18 protein-coding genes, 1 pseudogene and 1 riboswitch are annotated in these 17,012 nt (G+C 70.5%); of the genes and pseudogenes, 15 read left to right on the top strand and 4 right to left on the bottom strand.

The window, feature by feature from the left end:
- From CCN51_RS39145 to CCN51_RS39095, 11 genes and pseudogenes are all read left to right on the top strand, one after another.
- Window positions 1–481 (top strand): annotated as a pseudogene (locus tag CCN51_RS39145) (gfo/Idh/MocA family oxidoreductase); the annotation flags it as partial.
- Between the two features lie 2 nt (window positions 482–483).
- Complete coding sequence (locus tag CCN51_RS39140) at window positions 484–1,461, top strand: DUF6807 domain-containing protein (protein WP_014179531.1); 978 nt, start codon at window positions 484–486, stop codon at window positions 1,459–1,461.
- Window positions 1,462–1,468: 7 nt separating this feature from the next.
- A complete protein-coding gene (locus CCN51_RS39135; RefSeq protein WP_014179532.1) occupies window positions 1,469–2,218 on the top strand; it encodes a cupin domain-containing protein in 750 nt (249 codons plus the stop codon).
- Window positions 2,219–2,290: 72 nt separating this feature from the next.
- A complete protein-coding gene (locus CCN51_RS39130; protein WP_043487567.1) occupies window positions 2,291–3,580 on the top strand; it encodes an ABC transporter substrate-binding protein in 1,290 nt (429 codons plus the stop codon).
- Window positions 3,577–4,542 (top strand): carbohydrate ABC transporter permease, encoded by a 966-nt coding sequence (locus tag CCN51_RS39125; protein ID WP_014179534.1) that lies wholly within the window; start codon window positions 3,577–3,579, stop codon window positions 4,540–4,542. Before CCN51_RS39130 ends, CCN51_RS39125 begins: the two co-directional genes overlap by 4 nt.
- Complete coding sequence (locus tag CCN51_RS39120; RefSeq protein WP_014179535.1) at window positions 4,539–5,426, top strand: carbohydrate ABC transporter permease; 888 nt, start codon at window positions 4,539–4,541, stop codon at window positions 5,424–5,426. Before CCN51_RS39125 ends, CCN51_RS39120 begins: the two co-directional genes overlap by 4 nt.
- Window positions 5,427–5,432: 6 nt before the next feature.
- Window positions 5,433–6,068: a hypothetical protein gene (locus tag CCN51_RS39115; RefSeq protein ID WP_014179536.1), complete on the top strand. Its 636-nt coding sequence runs from the start codon at window positions 5,433–5,435 to the stop codon at window positions 6,066–6,068.
- Entirely contained in the window at window positions 6,065–7,867 is a 1,803-nt protein-coding gene (locus CCN51_RS39110; protein ID WP_014179537.1) for a hypothetical protein, read from the top strand. Before CCN51_RS39115 ends, CCN51_RS39110 begins: the two co-directional genes overlap by 4 nt.
- Before the next feature lie 139 nt (window positions 7,868–8,006).
- The gene (locus CCN51_RS39105; protein ID WP_014179538.1) at window positions 8,007–9,158 is read left to right on the top strand and encodes a Gfo/Idh/MocA family protein; all 1,152 of its coding nucleotides are present in this window, start codon (window positions 8,007–8,009) and stop codon (window positions 9,156–9,158) included.
- Between the two features lie 52 nt (window positions 9,159–9,210).
- A complete protein-coding gene (locus CCN51_RS39100) occupies window positions 9,211–10,383 on the top strand; it encodes a dihydrodipicolinate synthase family protein (protein ID WP_014179539.1) in 1,173 nt (390 codons plus the stop codon).
- Entirely contained in the window at window positions 10,380–11,222 is an 843-nt protein-coding gene (locus CCN51_RS39095; protein WP_014179540.1) for a sugar phosphate isomerase/epimerase family protein, read from the top strand. Before CCN51_RS39100 ends, CCN51_RS39095 begins: the two co-directional genes overlap by 4 nt.
- Window positions 11,223–11,233: 11 nt before the next feature.
- Here the strand turns inward: CCN51_RS39095 and CCN51_RS39090 are convergent, their stop codons facing one another.
- Window positions 11,234–12,109: a glycosyltransferase family 2 protein gene (locus tag CCN51_RS39090; RefSeq protein WP_014179541.1), complete on the bottom strand. Its 876-nt coding sequence runs from the start codon at window positions 12,107–12,109 to the stop codon at window positions 11,234–11,236.
- 94 nt (window positions 12,110–12,203) lie between these two features.
- Window positions 12,204–12,291: riboswitch (ZMP/ZTP riboswitch) on the top strand.
- Between the two features lie 22 nt (window positions 12,292–12,313).
- Between CCN51_RS39090 and CCN51_RS39085 the strand changes: the two genes are divergently transcribed.
- On the top strand, window positions 12,314–13,177 hold the full coding sequence (locus tag CCN51_RS39085) for a bifunctional 5,10-methylenetetrahydrofolate dehydrogenase/5,10-methenyltetrahydrofolate cyclohydrolase (RefSeq protein WP_014179542.1): 864 nt from the start codon (window positions 12,314–12,316) through the stop codon (window positions 13,175–13,177).
- Window positions 13,178–13,308: 131 nt separating this feature from the next.
- Here CCN51_RS39085 and CCN51_RS39080 read toward each other — a convergent pair whose 3' ends face one another.
- Window positions 13,309–13,761, bottom strand: a complete 453-nt coding sequence (locus CCN51_RS39080) for an ATP-binding protein (RefSeq protein ID WP_063647563.1) — start codon at window positions 13,759–13,761, stop codon at window positions 13,309–13,311.
- A 180-nt stretch (window positions 13,762–13,941) separates the two neighbouring features.
- On the opposite strand from CCN51_RS39080, the gene CCN51_RS39075 reads away from it, so the two are divergent.
- From CCN51_RS39075 to CCN51_RS39065, 3 genes are all read left to right on the top strand, one after another.
- Window positions 13,942–14,793: a helix-turn-helix domain-containing protein gene (locus CCN51_RS39075; protein ID WP_014179544.1), complete on the top strand. Its 852-nt coding sequence runs from the start codon at window positions 13,942–13,944 to the stop codon at window positions 14,791–14,793.
- A 10-nt stretch (window positions 14,794–14,803) separates the two neighbouring features.
- On the top strand, window positions 14,804–15,007 hold the full coding sequence (locus tag CCN51_RS39070) for a DUF397 domain-containing protein (protein WP_014179545.1): 204 nt from the start codon (window positions 14,804–14,806) through the stop codon (window positions 15,005–15,007).
- Between the two features lie 205 nt (window positions 15,008–15,212).
- The gene (locus tag CCN51_RS39065; RefSeq protein ID WP_143676022.1) at window positions 15,213–15,473 is read left to right on the top strand and encodes a hypothetical protein; all 261 of its coding nucleotides are present in this window, start codon (window positions 15,213–15,215) and stop codon (window positions 15,471–15,473) included.
- 28 nt (window positions 15,474–15,501) lie between these two features.
- Here the strand turns inward: CCN51_RS39065 and CCN51_RS39060 are convergent, their stop codons facing one another.
- Together CCN51_RS39060 and CCN51_RS39055 are read right to left on the bottom strand one after the other, a co-directional pair.
- Window positions 15,502–16,413, bottom strand: a complete 912-nt coding sequence (locus CCN51_RS39060) for a fructosamine kinase family protein (RefSeq protein ID WP_014179548.1) — start codon at window positions 16,411–16,413, stop codon at window positions 15,502–15,504.
- Between the two features lie 48 nt (window positions 16,414–16,461).
- Window positions 16,462–17,012 (bottom strand): oxidoreductase (locus CCN51_RS39055; protein WP_483883462.1); only part of this gene is annotated, 551 nt, incomplete at its 5' end.

The following is a 17,012-nucleotide window of genomic DNA, read 5'->3' as shown; positions in this document are numbered from 1 at the left end:
CCACGACGTGGAGAGCGAGGACGTCTCCACCGCGCTGGTCCGCTTCGCGAACGGCGCCGTGGCCACCGTCGTCAACAGCGTGGTGTCGCCGGACGAGGTCAGCCGGATCCGTATCGACTGCGCCGACGCCACCGTCGAACTCACCCACCTGTACGGGCACACCAACGACGACTGGGTCTACACCCCCGCCCCGCACACCCGCGACGCCGCCGACCGCATCGCCCACTGGCGCACCCCCGCCGCCGACCTGCCCAGCTCGCACACCGCCCAGCTGGCCGTGGTGCTCGACGCGATGCGGGACGGGATACGGCCCCCGGGCAGCGGCCCGGACGCCCGCCGCACCATGGAGTTCCTGGCCGCGCTCTACAAGTCGGCCTTCACCGGACGGCCCGTTCACGCCGGCGAGATCGCCCCCGGCGACCCGTACTACGACGCCATGCACGGCAACCACCCCGACTGGGCACCCGCCAAGGAGAACTGAGCATGACCGAGCCGATCACCGTCACGCATATCCACGGCGAGAGCGTCACGGTCGCCTCCGGGGGCGTCGAGCTGCTCGCCTACGTCTACAAGCCGGACGCCGACCCGTTCGAGTCGCTGAAGCCCTACACCCACCCGCTGCGCACCCTGGCCGGCAATGTGGTCTCCGGCTACCGGCCCAGCGACCACCGCTGGCACAAGGGCCTGCAGATGACCGCGAGCCATCTGTCCGAGCAGAACTTCTGGGGCGGCAACAGCTACCTCGGCCCGGACCAGGGCTACCAGCGGGTCGAGGAGCGCGTCGGGTCGATGCGCCATGACGGCTTCGAGGAGTTCACCGTCACCGACGACCGGCTGCGCTTCGCCGAGAACCTGACATGGGTGGCCCATCCTTCTGAACAGCACAGCGGGGGCCAGGAGTGGGCGCAGGAGCTGCGCACCGTCGAGGTGCACTCCGTGGAGCCCGCCGAGGGCACCTGGGCCATCGACTGGTCGATCCGCCTCACCAACATCCGCGGCGAGGAGCTGCGCTTCGGCTCCCCGACCACCGCGGGCCGTGAGATGGCCGGCTACACCGGGCTGAACTGGCGCGGCCCCCGCGACTTCACCGGCGGCGATGTGTTCGGCCCCGGCGGGCGCGGCGGCGAGGGCGAGACGGGCGCGTCCGACCTGATGGGCACCCCGGCCGCCGAGGCGCCCTGGATCGCCATCACCGCCGAGCACGACGATGTGGACGGCCACTCCACCCTGCTGTTCTCGCACGCCCCTCAGAACCTGTCACAGGATGGGGGAGCCATTCACGCCTCCCACTGGTTCGTACGCTCCGAGCCCATCCCCTCGGTCGCGTTCTCCTGGGCGTTCTTCGAGGAGTTCGCGCTGCCCCCGGGCGAGAGCTTCGCGTACCGCTACCGCGTGGTGATCGCGGACGGCGCCTGGGACCGGGACCGCGCCGAGACGTACCTCAAGTCGCACGGGTGGTGATCGGAAGATGACCGGGATCACCGATCCGCTGCCGGGCGGGGTGGGGCTGTCCCACATCAGCGCGTACGAGTGGGAGGCCGCCGACGGGGTGTGCGGCGGCAGCCCGCACCTCCATCTGGCGTGCACCGAGGCGTATGTGGTCACCGGCGGGCGCGGCGCGGTCCAGACCCTGACCGTCGAGGACGGTTACGTCGAGACGCCGCTGGAGCCGGGCGCGGTGGTGTGGTTCTCGCCCGGCACGGTGCACCGCATGGTGCAGGGCGGCGGGCTGAAGGTGACCGTGCTGATGCAGAACAGCGGGCTGCCCGAGGCGGGCGACGCCGTGTTCACCTTCCCCTCCGAGGTCCTGGCCGACGCCGAGGCGTACACCGCGGCCGCCACCCTGCCCGCCAAGGAGGGGCCCGAGGCCGACGCCGCGGCCCGGCGCCGCCGGGACCTGGCGGTCACCGGCTATCTGGAGCTGCGGGAGGCGCTGGAGAAGGGCGACGACGGCCCGCTGCGCGCCTTCCACCAGGCCGCGGTGCGGCTGGCCGGGCCCAAGATGGCGGCCTGGGAGCCCCGTTGGCGCGACGGCGCGCTCGCCGCCGCGCAGCGCACCGGCGACCATCTGGCCGCCCTCGCGGCGGGCGATCCGGCGCATCTGGCCCGCGCCCGTGTCCGCGCGTCCGGGCCCACCCGGCAGGGCGGCTACGGCATGTGCGGCCGCCGTGACGAGTACGAACTCCCCGGCGTCACGCTGCCGTACTACGGCGAGTGACCTGACCCCTGTCCCAGCGCTGATCGCTGGCCACCACGTTTCGGAAAGATCAGAAGGGAGGCTGGCCACAGCATGCTTCGAATCAGGACAAAGGTGTCCTGCGCCCTGGCCCTCACCTTCACCCTCTGCGCGACCCTCACCGGTTGCGGCGGAGGTGAAGGCGGCGGCTCGGGCGGCAAGGTCACCCTGCGTTTCACCTGGTGGGGCAACCCGGACCGGGCGGCCCGCACGGAAGAGGCCATCAAGCTCTTCGAGAAGAAGAACCCCGGCATCGACATCAGCACCAACTTCGCGGGCTTCGACGCATACAAGCAGAAGCTGGCCACCCAGGCGGCGGGCGGTGACGCGCCCGATGTGATGCAGCTGGACTACCGCATGATCAACCAGTACGCGGACGGCGGTGTCCTGCTCGACCTGGGCGAGCGCAAGGAACTGCGTACCTCCGAGATGGACAAGGGGCTGCTGGCCACCGGCGTCGTGAACGACAAGCAGTACGCGGTCCCGGTGGCGCGCGGCTCGGAGACCGTGGTGTACGACTCGGTGCTGTGGCGCAAGGCCGGGGTGCCCGAGCCCAAGGTCGGCTGGACCTGGGACGACTGGGCGGACGCCATGCTCAAGCTGTCCAAGTCCAAGGCGACCGGCGGACGGGCGGGCAGCACCGACCCGGGCCAGAGCGAGGACGTCTTCGAGATCTGGCTGCGCGGCCAGGGCAAGGTCCTCTACACCGACGACTACAAGCTCGGCTTCACGGCGGACGATCTGGCGCGCTACTGGGAGTGGTGCAGCAAGCTCCGCAAGCAGGGCGCGGTCAGCTCCGCCCAGCAGACCACCCAGATGGACGGCTCGGTGGAGAACACCCCGTTCGGCCGGCTCAAGGCCGTCTCGGACTTCAACTGGGACGCCCCCGCCAGCGGCTATCTGGCGATCGTCGGGGAGGGCGTGAAGCTCGCGCCGATGCCGTCGGGCGAGGACGGCACGCCCGGCCAGTACTTCAAGCCGTCGATGTTCTTCGGGGCGTCCGCGAAGACCGGCCACCCCAAGGAGGCCGCCCGGTTCATCGACTTCCTGCTGAACGACCCCGATGCGGGCGCCATCCTCGGCAACTCCCGAGGCATCCCGGCCAACGACTCCATCCGCAAGGTCGTGGCGCCCAAGCTGGAGGGGTTCGACGTGGTGGTCTCGTCGTACCAGAAGCAGTTCGAGGGCAAGCTCAAGGATCCGCCGCCCGCGCCGCCCAAGGGTGACGCATCGCTGCAGACCACTTTCAGCCGCGACTACGACCAGGTGTCGTTCGAGCAGATGTCGCCGCATGAGGCGGCCGAGGACTTTGTCACCGAGGCGAAGGCGGAGCTGAGGCAATGACCGCGACCGCGACCCGCCCCCAGCCGGCCCCGGCAAACGCCGGCCGGTCCGGCAAGCGCCCCCCGAAGCGCGAGCGCCAGGGCGCCGCCTGGGTGTTCCTGTCCCCATGGGTGCTCGGCGCCAGTGTGCTGACGCTGCTGCCCATGGCCGTCTCGCTGTATCTGTCGTTCACCAACTACGACATGTTCAACGACCCCAGCTGGGTCGGCTTCCGCAACTACGTCCAGATGTTCACCGAGGACCCCCGCTACTGGCGTTCGGTCACCTCGACCCTCACCTATGTCGTGATCGCGGTGCCGCTGCAGCTCGCGCTGGCCCTCGCGGTCGCGCTGGCGCTCAAGTCGGTCAAGCGCGGCAAGGGCTTCTACCGCTCCGCCTTCTACGCCCCCTCGCTGCTCGGCGCGTCCATGAGTATCGCCCTGGTCTGGCGGGCGGTCTTCAACGACGGCGGCACCGTGGACAACATGCTGTCCTGGTTCGGCCTGGACATCGGCGGCTGGATCAACAAGCCGGGCTGGGCGCTGCTGGCCGTCGCGCTGCTGACCGTCTGGCAGTTCGGCGCCCCCATGGTGATCTTCCTGGCCGGGCTGCAGCAGATACCCGGTGAGCTGTACGAGGCGGCGGCCATGGACGGGGCCGGATGGTGGCGGCAGTTCCGCTCCATCACCCTGCCCATGCTGTCCCCGGTGCTCTTCTTCAACCTGGTGCTGCAGACCATCCAGGCGTTCCAGGTCTTCACCCCGGCCTTCGCAGTCAGCGGCGGCAAGGGCGGCCCCGCGGACTCCACGCTCTTCTACACGCTCTACCTCTACGACCGCGGCTTCACCGCCTCCCATATGGGCTACGCCTCGGCCATGGCCTGGGTGCTGCTGGCGGCCATCGGCATCGTCACCGCGGTGCTGTTCCGCACCTCCCGCTCCTGGGTCTTCTACGCCAACGACGACAACGAGGAGGCCCGATGACCACCGTGGACACCACCCACGCGGTGACGGCGGGCGCCACAGCCCGCCGCCGCCCGCGCCCCGCCCGGATCGCCCTGCACGCCGTGCTGATCGGCGTACTGCTGGTGATGCTCTACCCGCTGGCCTGGCTGGTCGCGACCTCCTTCAAACCGGCCAACGAGGTGATCGCCAGCCTCAAGCTGCTCCCCAGCCATCTGGAGTGGAGCAACTACTCCACCGCGCTGGACGGCGTGAACGAGGTCAGCGTCGGCCGGCTGCTGTGGAACTCGCTGCTCATCGCGGGCGGCGCGGTGCTCGGCAACGTCATCAGCTGCTCGCTCGCCGCGTACGCCTTCGCGCGGCTGCGGTTCAAGATGCGCGGCCCGCTGTTCGCCTTCATGATCGCGACGATCATGCTGCCGCACCACGCGGTGCTGATCCCGCAGTACATCGTCTTCAACCAGCTCGGCATGGTGAACACCTACTGGCCGATGATCCTGCCGAAGTTCCTGGCCACCGACGCCTTCTTCGTCTTCCTCATCGTGCAGTTCATGCGCTCGCTGCCGCGTGAGCTGGAGGAGGCGGCGCGGATCGACGGCTGCGGGCCGTTCCGCTCGTTCTTCAGCGTCATCCTGCCGCTGACCAGGCCCGCGCTGATCACCACCGCGATCTTCACCTTCATCTGGACCTGGAACGACTTCTTCACCCAGCTCATCTACCTCTTCGAACCGGAGAAGTTCACCCTCACCCTGGCCCTGCGGTCCTTCGTGGACGCCTCCAGCCAGTCGGCCTTCGGCCCGATGTTCGCCATGTCGGTCTTCGCGCTGCTGCCGATCGTGCTGTTCTTCCTCGCCTTCCAGCGCTTCCTGGTGGAGGGCATGGCCAACTCCGGACTGAAGGGCTGAGCCGCCATGCCCCACGCCACCACCCGCGAACCGGGGGAGCTGGTCGGCCCCCGCTTCGCCCTCTTCTCCGACGTACTGCTGCTGGGCCTGGTGACCACCGTCGCCGCGCTGCCGGTGCTCACCGCGCCCGCCGCCATGTCCACCGCCTGCGCCATCCTCGACCGGCGGGTCCGCCACGACGAGACGATCACCGTCCCTGGCTATGTCCGGGCCCTGCGCGCCCGGCTGCGCACCGGCGATCTGCTGGCCGGGGTGGCCGTCGTGGCGGGCGGCGCGCTGCTGCTCTTCAACGCGCTGCTGTCCGGGGCCGGTCTGCCGGGCGCTGCGGTCTTCCGCCCCGCCCTGCTGGCCGCGGGCGCCCTGCTGGCCGTTGTCCTGCTGCGCGCCTGCGCCCGCCCGGAGTCGGCCACCAGCTGGCGGGAGGCGGCGCGTACGGCGGCGTACGAGACGGTGCGCGCGCCGCGCGGCAGCGCCGTCCTGCTGCTGGCCGTGGCGACGGCCGCCGTCTGCGCCTGGGCCTACCCGCCGCTGGTCCTCCTCGTACCCGGCCCCCTCGCGCTCGCCGCGCGGGCCGTCGAGCACTCCGGAGCCGGCACGGCCACCCTTGAGCACCCCCGAACCACCACGGAGCACCACAGATGACCCTGCACCGCCGCCACTTCCTCGCCGGGACCGCCGCCGTCGGCGGACTGCTCGCCGCCGCGCCCGAGTCCGCCACCGCGGCACCGGGCCGGGCCACGGATGTCGACAAGGAGTTCCTGGCCGTCCTCACCAAGGCGGCCGACGGCCGGGTGGCCGAGGTCCTGGACGGCCGCGCCGCCGCCATCGCCGAGCTGACCACCCAGGGCAAGGCCCGCTGGGCCGCCCGCAGCCTGCGCCTGCTGGTCTCGGTGCACGTATGGGCCGACGCCGGCCATCACCACGACGCCGCGCTCATCGCACCGATGACCGAACTGGCCGACGCGCTGGCCGCCGCGCAGTTCGACGACGGCCTCTACGACCAGGGCGCGGTGCACTCCCCGCCGGACACCGGCTTCTCGATCGTCGACCTGGGCCTGACGTACGGGCTGCTGGAGGAGGACGACGACACCTCCACGCGGTCCATCCGGGCCACCCTCAAGAAGATCCTCCTCAAGGCGGGCAAGGGCCTGGCCGAGGGCGGGGTGCACACCCCCAACCACCGCTGGAAGATCTGCGCCGCGCTCGCCCGCGTCAACTCCTTCTGGCCGGACGAGAGCTACACCCGGCGCATCGACACCTGGCTCGCCGAGGGCATCGACCAGTACCCGGCCGGCCAGTACAGCGAGCGCAGCGCCACCTACGCGCCGATCGTCACCAACCCCTCCCTGCTGACCCTCGCGCGGCTGACCGACCGGCCCAAGCTGTACGACGACGTACGCCGCAACCTGGAGGCCACACTCCACCTCATCGAGCCGAACGGCGAGGTGGAGACGGTGCATTCGCGCCGCCAGGACCAGAAGACGACGAAACATGTGTCCGAGTACTGGCTCCAGTACCGGGCGCTGGCGCTCCGGGACAAGGACGGGCGGTTCGCGGCCGTCGCCGAGACCATCCAGCGGCGCGGGGCGGACCAGACCTTCGACGAGACCCCGCTCGGGGACTTCCTCGCCGAGGTGCTTGACCATCCGGAGCTGGCCGCGCCGCTGCCCAAGGCCACCGAGGCGCCGGGCAAGTTCACCTTCCACGACAAGGAGTGCGGCCTGGTCCGGATCGGCCGGGACGCCGCCCGCACCTCGATCTTCGGCGGGACCGACTTCCCCGACGTCCACGCCATCTCCTCCGGTCTGTCCACCAACCCGACCTTCCTCAAGTGGCGCAAGGGCGGAGCGATCCTGGACTCGCTGCGGCTGTCCCCGCAGTTCTTCTCCACCGGCCACTTCCGCGCCGAGGACCTGGTGCGCACGGCCGACGGCTGGCGGCTGTCGGCGGAGGTCCGGGCCGCGTTCCATCTGCCGCTGCCGCCACAGCACCGGCGGGCCGACGGGCTGTACCCGCTGACCGACGACGGCCGGTTCTGGTCCGCGATGGATTTCCCGCACCGGCCCAAGCAGTGGCGGACCCTGCGCACGGAGGTGCGGCTGAGGGAGTCCGGCGGCGGCTGGGACCTGGACTTCTCGGTCGGCCCCTCCGAGGTCCCGCTCGCCCTGGAGCTGTGCTTCCGTCCGGGCGGCACGGTCAGCGGCGTGGAGCCGGTCGCCGGCCAGGCGGATACGTACCAACTGGTGAAGGGGTACGGGACGTACACGGTCGGCGATGATGTGATCACGTTCGGGCCGGGCAACGGCAGCGGACCGCGTCAGCCGGCCACCGTGGACGCGGGGGAGCGCTACAGCTGGATGGCCGGCAGCCTCAATGTCTCCGGCATCCGGGTGCTGATCACGGGGCGCGCGCCCCTCAACTATCGCCTGACACTGCGCTGACGCGCCGACCGCCCCGTGTCCGCTCTCTGACCCCTCTCTCTGTACATGGGCGGACCGGGGCGGCTAGCGTGATAGAAAGAAAGCGCTTGCTATGACTCTGGCGATGTCTGAAGAGGACCTCGGTGAGGAGAAGAAAACCGTGACACGCAAGACAGTGCGGATTGCTATGAACGGCGTGACGGGCCGCATGGGCTACCGTCAGCACCTCGTCCGCTCCCTCCTCGCCATCCGCGAACAAGGCGGCCTCGACCTCGGCGACGGCACCGTGCTGTGGCCCGAACCGGTCCTCGTCGGCCGCCGGGACCACGCCCTCAAGGCCCTGGCCGAGCGCCACGGCCTGGACCACTGGTCCACCGACGTCGACGCCGTCCTCGCCGACGACTCGATCGACATCTACTTCGACGCCCAGGTCACCGCCGCCCGCGAGGAGGCCATCAAGAAGGCCATCGCGGCCGGCAAGCACATCTACACCGAGAAGCCCACTGCCACCGGCCTGGCCGGCGCCCTGGAACTGGCCCGGCTCGCCGACGCGGCGGGCGTCAAGCACGGCGTGGTCCAGGACAAGATCTTCCTCCCCGGCCTGCTCAAGCTGAAGCGCCTCATCGACGGCGGCTTCTTCGGCAAGATCCTGTCGGTGCGCGGCGAGTTCGGCTACTGGGTCTTCGAAGGCGACTGGCAGAGCGCCCAGCGGCCCTCCTGGAACTACCGCGCCGAGGACGGCGGCGGCATCGTCGTCGACATGTTCCCGCACTGGGAGTACGTACTGCACGAGCTCTTCGGCGCCGTACGGACCGTCCAGGCACACGTCACCACCCACATCCCCACCCGCTGGGACGAGCACGGCAAGCCGTACGACGCCACCGCCGACGACGCGGCCTACGGCATCTTCCAGCTCGAAGGCGGCGCCGTCGCGCAGATCAACTCCTCCTGGGCGGTCCGCGTCAACCGCGACGAGCTGGTCGAGTTCCAGGTCGACGGCACCGAGGGCTCGGCCGTAGCGGGACTGCGCCGCTGCCGCGCCCAGCACCGCTCCGCCACCCCCAAGCCGGTCTGGAACCCCGACATCCCGCTCACCGAGAGCTTCCGCGACCAGTGGCAGGAGGTCCCGGACAACGAGGAGTTCGACAATGGCTTCAAGGCACAGTGGGAGCTGTTCCTGCGCCATGTCGCCCTCGACGCCCCCTGGCACTGGGACCTGCTGGCCGGCGCGCGCGGCGTACAACTCGCCGAGCTGGGCCTCAAGTCGTCGGCGGAGGGCCGCCGCCTGGACGTACCGGAGCTGAGCCTGTGACCATGCACCCCCGCCGAGGGTGGCACCACCCGCCCGTACCGGAGCTGAGCCTGTGACCATCCACCTCCCCGCCGAAGGCGGCGCCACCCGCCCGTACGAACCCCGCACCGAACCCGCGGCCTTCGCCCCCGGCGGCGCGCCGCTCGCCTCCCGTACGGTCTTCTCCGCCGCCCACGTCGTCGCCGACCCGTACGCCGATATCACCCCCGACAGCCCCGCCGCCGTCGACTGGGACGCCACCCTCGCCTTCCGCCGCCACCTGTGGTCCCACGGTCTCGGCGTCGCCGAGGCCATGGACACCGCCCAGCGCGGCATGGGCCTCGACTGGGCCGGCGCCGCCGAGCTGATCCGCCGCTCGGCCGCCGAGGCCAAGGCGGTCGGCGGCCGCATCGCCTGCGGCGTCGGCACCGACCAACTGCCCGTCACCGAGATCGGCTACCCCTACAGCCTCGACGGGGTCAGGGCCGCGTACGAGGAGCAGCTGGAGGTCGTCGAAACGGCGGGCGCCCAGGCCATCCTCATGGCCTCCCGCGCCCTGACCGCCGTGGCGAAAAGCCCCGACGACTACCTCGAGGTCTACGGCCACCTGCTGCGCCAGGCCGCCGAACCGGTCGTCCTGCACTGGCTCGGCCCCATGTTCGACCCGGCGCTCGAAGGCTACTGGGGCGCCACCGACCTGGACGCCGCCACCCGCACCTTCCTCGACGTCATCGCCGCCCACCCCGACAAGGTCGACGGCATCAAGGTCTCCCTCCTCGACGCCCAGCGCGAGATCGAGCTGCGCCGCCTCCTCCCGGACGGCGTCCGCTGCTACACGGGCGACGACTTCAACTACCCCGAACTGATCGCGGGCGACGACCACGGCTTCAGCCACGCCCTGCTCGGCATCTTCGACCCACTGGGCCCGCTGGCCGCCGAGGCGGTGCGCCGGCTGGACACCGGCGATACGGCGGCCTTCCGCGGTCTGCTCGACCCCACGGTCGAGCTGTCCCGCCACCTCTTCCAGGCCCCGACCCGCTTCTACAAGACGGGCGTCGTCTTCCTGGCCTGGCTGGCCGGCCACCAGTCGCACTTCACGATGGTCGGCGGCCAGCAGTCGTCCCGTTCGCTGCCGCACCTGGCGCGGGCGTACGAACTGGCGGACGGTCTTGGCCTGTTCCCGGACCCGGGCCTCGCCGAGTCGAGGATGAAGGCCCTGCTGACCGTGTACGGAGTGACGCAATGACCGGTGTGAGCGGCGACCTGACCCGCCTGAGCCTCAACCAGGAAACGATCAAGCAGTGGTCGCTGCCCGAACTGGCGGAGGGCTGCGTCAAGGCGGGCGTCCCGGGCGTCGGCCTGTGGCGCGCGCCGGTGCAGGAGTACGGCGTGGAGGCGGCCGCGAGACTGATCCGCGACGCGGGCCTGGCCGTCACCTCCCTGTGCCGGGGCGGCTTCTTCACTGCCATCGACCCGACCGAACGCGCCGCCGCCCTCGCCGACAACCGCGCCGCCATCGACGAGGCCGCCACCCTCGGCACCGACACCCTCATCCTGGTCTCCGGCGGCCTCCCACCCGGCAGCCGCGACCTCACCGCCGCCCGCGAGCGCATCGCCGACGCCCTCGCCGAACTCGCCCCCTACGCCGCCGACCACGGCGTCCGCCTGGCCATCGAGCCCCTGCACCCCATGTACGCATCCGACCGCTGCGTCGTCTCCACCCTCGCCCAAGCTCTCGACCTGGCCGAGCGCTTCCCGGCGGACCAGGTGGGCGTCGTCGTCGACACGTACCACCTGTGGTGGGACGACACCGTGGCCGCCCAGATCGCCCGCGCGGGCGCCGGCGGCCGCCTCGCCTCCTTCCAGCTCGCCGACTGGATCACCCCTCTCCCGGAAGGCGTCCTCCTGGGCCGCGGCCAACTCGGCGACGGCTCGGTCGACTTCCGCTGGTTCCGCGAGCACGTCGACGCGACGGGCTTCGACGGCCCGATCGAGGTGGAGATCTTCAACCCGGCCCTATGGGCGCGGGACGGCGCGGAGGTGCTGGCGGAGGTGGCCGACCGCTACCGGACGCTGGTGCTCTAGCGGCTGCTTCATCAGATGACGGGCGGTCGGCCCAGCCGGGCCATCCGCCATACGGTGGCCCACCGCATCGGCCGACGCGGTGGGCACGGGGTGCGCAGGCCCTCGACGAAGCCACCGAACCACGCCCGCAAACCGGCCACCGACCTGGTGCGGGCTATGGTCAGCGTGGTCCAGATCCCCAGGTAGACGGGGACGAGGAGGGTGGGAAGGTGCCGTTTGGCCAGCCAGACCCGGTTGCGGGCGACCATACGGTAGAAGACCGCGTGCCGGGTCGGCGATGTCCACGGATGCTGGAGCACCAGGGTCGGCTCGTAGAGCACCTTCCAACCCGCGTCCAGGGCCCGCCAGGACAGGTCGGTCTCCTCGTGGGCGTAGAAGAACGGCTCGGGCCAGCCGCCGATCTCCTCCAGCATCCGCATGGACAGGCCGTGGCCGCCGCCGAGGAACGTCGTCACCAACCCGCCGCGCATCGGATCCGAGCTACGCAGACGGGGGACGTGGCGGCGCTGGGTGCGGCCCCGCTCGTCGGCGATGCGGAAGCTCACGATGCCCAACCGCGGGTCGGACTCGTACAGCTCCACCAGCCGGGTGAAGACGTCCGTGCTGATCAGCAGCCCGTCGTCGTCCAAATCCACCACCACATCGACATCCCCGAACTCCTTCAGCCGGGCCAGAGCGGCGTTACGGCCGCCGGAGATGCCCAGATTCTCCGGCAGCTCGACACCGGTCACCCCGTCGGGGAGGAGCGGCAGCGGCGAGCCGTTGCCGACGACCACCACCCGCGCCGCAGGGGTGTCCTGTTTGGCGACTGAAGCGAGCAGGGCGGTCAGTTCGGCGGGCCGAGTGCCCATGGTCAAGATGGCGACGCCAACGCGCGGGTTACGCAAGGGTGAACTCCGTTCGTCGGATCCGGTGCGGGTGATGCTAGCCGCCCCGGGGCCGCCACCGTCCGCCGCCGAGCGCCGTTCCTCCCCTAAAGTGGACGCGGGCCGTGACTGGCGCTGAGGTGGAGCACCACCGGGGAGCGGCCTGACACCGGTTGTCGATGCCGCGCGCCTGGGCGACTCATGTGAGTGCCTCAGGAGTGGCGTATGGACGGGACCCGAACAGCTCGCCTGATGGACGGCACCGGCCTGGCCGGTCGTATCACCGAGGACGTGGCGAAGACCGCCGCGGACATCACACTGCGCACCGGGACGGTGCCCTGTCTGGCCACCGTGCTGGTCGGGGAAGACCCGGCCTCGGTGACCTATGTCCGGATGAAGCGTGCCAGGTGTCGGAGGGCGGGGATTGAGTCACGGCAGGTGGCCCTGCCGGCGTCGGTCAGCACCGGCGCCCTGGTCGACACCATCACCGCGCTGTCCCAGGACCCCGGGGTGCACGGGATCCTCCTGCAGCATCCCGTGGGACCCCATATCGACGAGCGCGCGGCCTTCGAGGCGATCGCCCCCGAGAAGGACGTCGACGGCGTCACCATGCACTCCTTCGCGGCGATGGGCTTCGGCCTGCCCGGCTTCGCCTCCTGCACCCCCGGCGGCATCATGCGGCTGCTGGACGAGTACGACGTCGACCTCGCGGGCAAGCACGCGGTCGTCGTGGGGCGCAGCGCCATTCTCGGCAAGCCCGCCGGGATGCTGCTGCTCGGCCGGGACGCCACGGTCACGTACTGCCACTCGCACACCGCCGATCTGTCGGCGATCGTGCGGGAGGCCGATGTGCTGGTGGCCGCGGTCGGCCGCCCGCGGTTCATCGCCGGGGCCGATGTGAAACCGGGAGCCGTGGTGATCGACGCCGGGTACAACCCGGGCAATGTCGGGGACGTCGACTTCGGGACCGCGAGGGAGCGGGCGAGCCTGATCACTCCGGTCCCGGGCGGGGTCGGTCCCATGACCATCGCCGTGCTCCTGGCACAGACGGTGGAGGCGGCGGCACGGCAGTTGGCTGTACGGAGCTGAGCGCGGGTCAGGCCGCCACGGCGCCCGGTTCGCTTCCTGCTGCGCCTCGGCCTGGACCCTGTGCGCGCTGCTCGCCACGCTCGCGCTGCGGCTGACCCGGTAGGCCCGTACGTCGTCCGGCGCGGTGGGCCTCACGCGCGGACTTCTGGCTCGCGGAGCTCGAACCACACCCGCTTTCCCGTCTGGTTGCCGTCTGCGCCCATCCATGTCACGCCCCAGGCGTAGGAGAGGTGGTCCACGAGCTGTAGGCCGCGGCCAGTCTCATCTTTGATGCTTGCTTGACGGACCTCGGGATGCCCGGAGGGATCGTCGTCCCGTACGCCGACGATCACGCGGCCGTCCCGGATGGTCACGTCGATGTACAAGTCTGGCACCTTGGTGTGCTGCACCACATTGGTCACCAGGTCCGAGGCGCAGACCTGTGCGGCGTCGACCAGGTCGGGGTGGTCCGTGACGAGAAGGAGTGACGCGAGGAGATCGCGGACTACCTTGGGGCTGGTCGGGCAGTTCGGGGTGATGAGGTGATAGCTCTGGGCTGAGTGGGCGTCAATGCGTGGGGCTCGGTCCAATGCGGCTGTGCTCATTGCGTCTCCCGGCGTGTGCGGAGGGTTGAGCGTTCATTTGCGACGCGACCGTAGGGCGCAGATTTGATGCGACACAAGCTTGATACGGAAGCTTCACGCCTGTGGGTGACACGAAGTAGATCCGCGCGACGGTGGCGCGCCACACTGCTTCGCACACAGGCTGATTGATGAGAGGTAGCGATGCCAGCCAGGAGCAACCCCACCGTCCGTCAGGCGCGGTTGGGAGCGGAACTGCGGAAGCTTCGCGAGGCGGCCGGGCTGCCCGCCCGTGCGGCGGCGGAGATGATCGGGGGCAACCAAGCCAAGATCAGCCACGTGGAGTCGGGGCGCTGGGGCGTCAGCGCCGAGCGAGTGCGGCGCCTTGCGGCGTTCTACTCCGCCGCTGACGAGACGTTGGTGGACGTGCTGTGTGCGATGGCAGAGGAGCGTGGCAAGGGCTGGTGGGAGGAGTATCGAGGTGTTCTGCCGCCGTCATTCCTCGATCTCGCGGAGCTTGAGCACCATGCCACGTACTTCCACTCCATCCAGGCACTCACGATTCCCGGCATCTTCCAGACCGAGGACTACGCGCGCTCCCTCTTCGAGTCGGTCATCCCGCCGCTTCCCGAGAGCGAGATCGAGGCTCGGGTGGAGCACCGGATCAGGCGGCGTCTGATCTTCGAACGCGAGTCTCCGCCGCCGTTCGACGGCATCATCCACGAGGCGGCCTTGCGCATGTGCAGCGGCGGCCCGAAGGTGGTGAAGGCTCAGTTGGAATACCTGCTCGAGGTGTCCGAGTGGCCTACCGTGACGTTGCGCGTGATCCCGTTCACGTCAGAGAAGTTCATCGGGTCGGCGCAGAATCTCCTGTACGCGGGTGGGGTCATCCCCAACCTGGACACCGCGACGGTCGATACCGCCTACGGCAGCGCGTTCTTGGATGCCAAGGCCCAACTCGCCAAGTACCGCGCGATCTACGATGTCCTCGCAGGTGTCTCACTGGGCATCCGCGCATCGCGGGAGACCATTCGCGGCATCGCGCAAGAAATGTGAGAGTCCTGGCATGTCCGTCATACCCATATGGAAGAAGTCCTCGTTCTCGGAAGGGGAGGGGGCCAATTGCATTGAGCTCGCCCGGCGCGACGGCCGCGTACTCATACGCGAGAGTGACGCCCCCCACGCGATCCTCACCGCCGCCCCCGCCCGGCTCGGACCCTTCCTCGCTGCAGTCAAGGCCGGGCGGTTCGACGGCCTCGGTCAAGGCTGATACTCGCGGCCTATAGCGGCGAGGCGGGCCCGCGCCGCTTCGCCGAATTCGGCGGCTTCCGACATCGTGGAGAACAACGTGAGGTATGTGGCGATGTCGCGGGGCTCGGTCACACTGATCGTCGCGTGCTCCAGGCTGATGGTGGCCAGGCGGTCGTCGAAGATCTGGTAACCGTGCCGTCATCCTGCCCGACGTGGTGGTCATCATGAGCGCACGCGACGGCACGGCGGTCTGGGCCCACGACGGTGTCTCGTCGTGGGCCATGCTGTCCGCGTCCGACAACGAAGGCGCTGCCATCGCGCATCAGGGTGGGCCGCGCCGCCTCGTCGAGGAGCTGGAGCGGGCCCGGGGCTGGTGGGTCAGCGAGGGCAGGCCGGAACTGTATGACTTCGGCATGACCGTCGAGCCGGACCAGCAGTATGTGTGGTGCCGAGATCCGGTCGCGGGGTCTCGGTGGCCCGTTTAGGCGCTGGGTGTACGGAAGTTGGCGCGGGTCAGGCCGCCAGGGCCGCTCGGGCCGCTGTGAGGGCCTGTTCGGCGTAGCCGCGGCCGAAGAGGACCGCGTGGACCAGCAGAGGGAAGAGCTGGTGCAGGCCGATGCGGTGGGTCCAGCCGTCGGCTAGTGGGGCCGCTTGCTGGTAGCCGTCGAGTACGTGGTCCAGGTGCGGGCAGCCGAAGAGGTGGAGCATCGCGAGGTCGGTCTCGCGGTGGCCGCCGTGTGCGGCCGGGTCGATCAGCCAGGTCTGTCCGTCGGCGCCCCACAGGACATTGCCGTTCCAGAGGTCGCCGTGGAGCCGGGCGGGGGGCTCGGCGGGGCCTGCCAGTTCGGGTAGCCGTTCGCAGACGCGCTCGATCGTGGCCGCTTCGGAGGAGCGCATCGTGCCGCCGTCGATTGCGCGGCGCAGATAGGGCAGTACGCGGTGTTCGGCGTACCAGAGGGGCCAGGCGGGGCCGGGGACGTTGCGCATCGGGGCGAGCCCGATGTACGCCTCCTCGGGTCCGCCGGGTGGCGGGGCGCCGAACGTGGGGGCGCCGGCGGTGTGGAGGGCGGCCAGGTCGTGGCCGAATCGGGTTGCGGCGCGGGCGGTGGGTGGGCCGGTCGGGATGTGTTCGGTCACCAGCCAGTGCGGGTCGTGGCCGTGCACCGCCGGGACGCGGACCGTACCGGCCTCGGCCAGCCAGCGCAGCCCCGCGGCCTCGGCCAGGGCGGCGCCGGGGTCGGAGCCGCGCTTGACCATCACCACCTGTCCGCCGTCGAGCACGACTTCGGCGAGCGTCCCCGACAGGGGGCGGAGGCCGGTCACCGGGCGGCCGGTGAGGCGGGCCGCCGCGGCGCCCGGGTCTTCGGCGGCCCCGTTTTCGCCGGGCCCGTTTTCGGCGGGTCCATTTTCGTACGTGGCCGACATCGTTTCGCATCCCTTCGGGCGGCGGGCGTACGGGACATGTCCGAGCCATCAGCGTACGGCGTCGAGGGTGGGGTAATCGCTGTAGCCGGTCGGGCCGCCCACGTACATCAGGTACTTGTCGCGGATCTGGTTCATGGGCGCCCCGGTGCGCAGCCGTTCCACGAGATCGGGGTTGGCGAGGAAGGGCCGGCCGAGGGAGATGAGGTCGGCTCCCGCGGCCAGGAGTCGTTCGGCCGCCTGCCGTCCGCCGTCGGTGGGGATGGGGCCCTGGCCGAGGACCGGGTTGGCGATCAGTGTGCCGGGCCAGTCGGCGCGGATGCGCTGGAAGAGAGGCTGATCGGGGTCGGCGAGGACGACGTGGAGGTAGGCCAGGTTCTTGTCGGCCATATGGGCGAGGAGCGCCGGGTACAGGATGTCGGCGTCGGTGTCGGCGATGCCGTTGACGGGGTTGTCGGGCGAGATGCGCAGGCCCACCCGCTCGGGGCCGATCGCCTCGGCGACGGCGTCGACGACCTCGGCCACGAACCGGATGCGGTTCTCCACGGTGCCGCCGTAGGCGTCGTCGCGCCGGTTGGTGTTGGGGGCGAGGAACTGGTGGA

This window comes from Streptomyces milbemycinicus, from assembly GCF_002154605.1.
GTDB lineage: Bacteria > Actinomycetota > Actinomycetes > Streptomycetales > Streptomycetaceae > Streptomyces > Streptomyces milbemycinicus.
The sequence above is the reverse complement of the archived record's forward strand: the minus strand, read 5'-3'. Positions and strand labels throughout refer to the sequence as shown.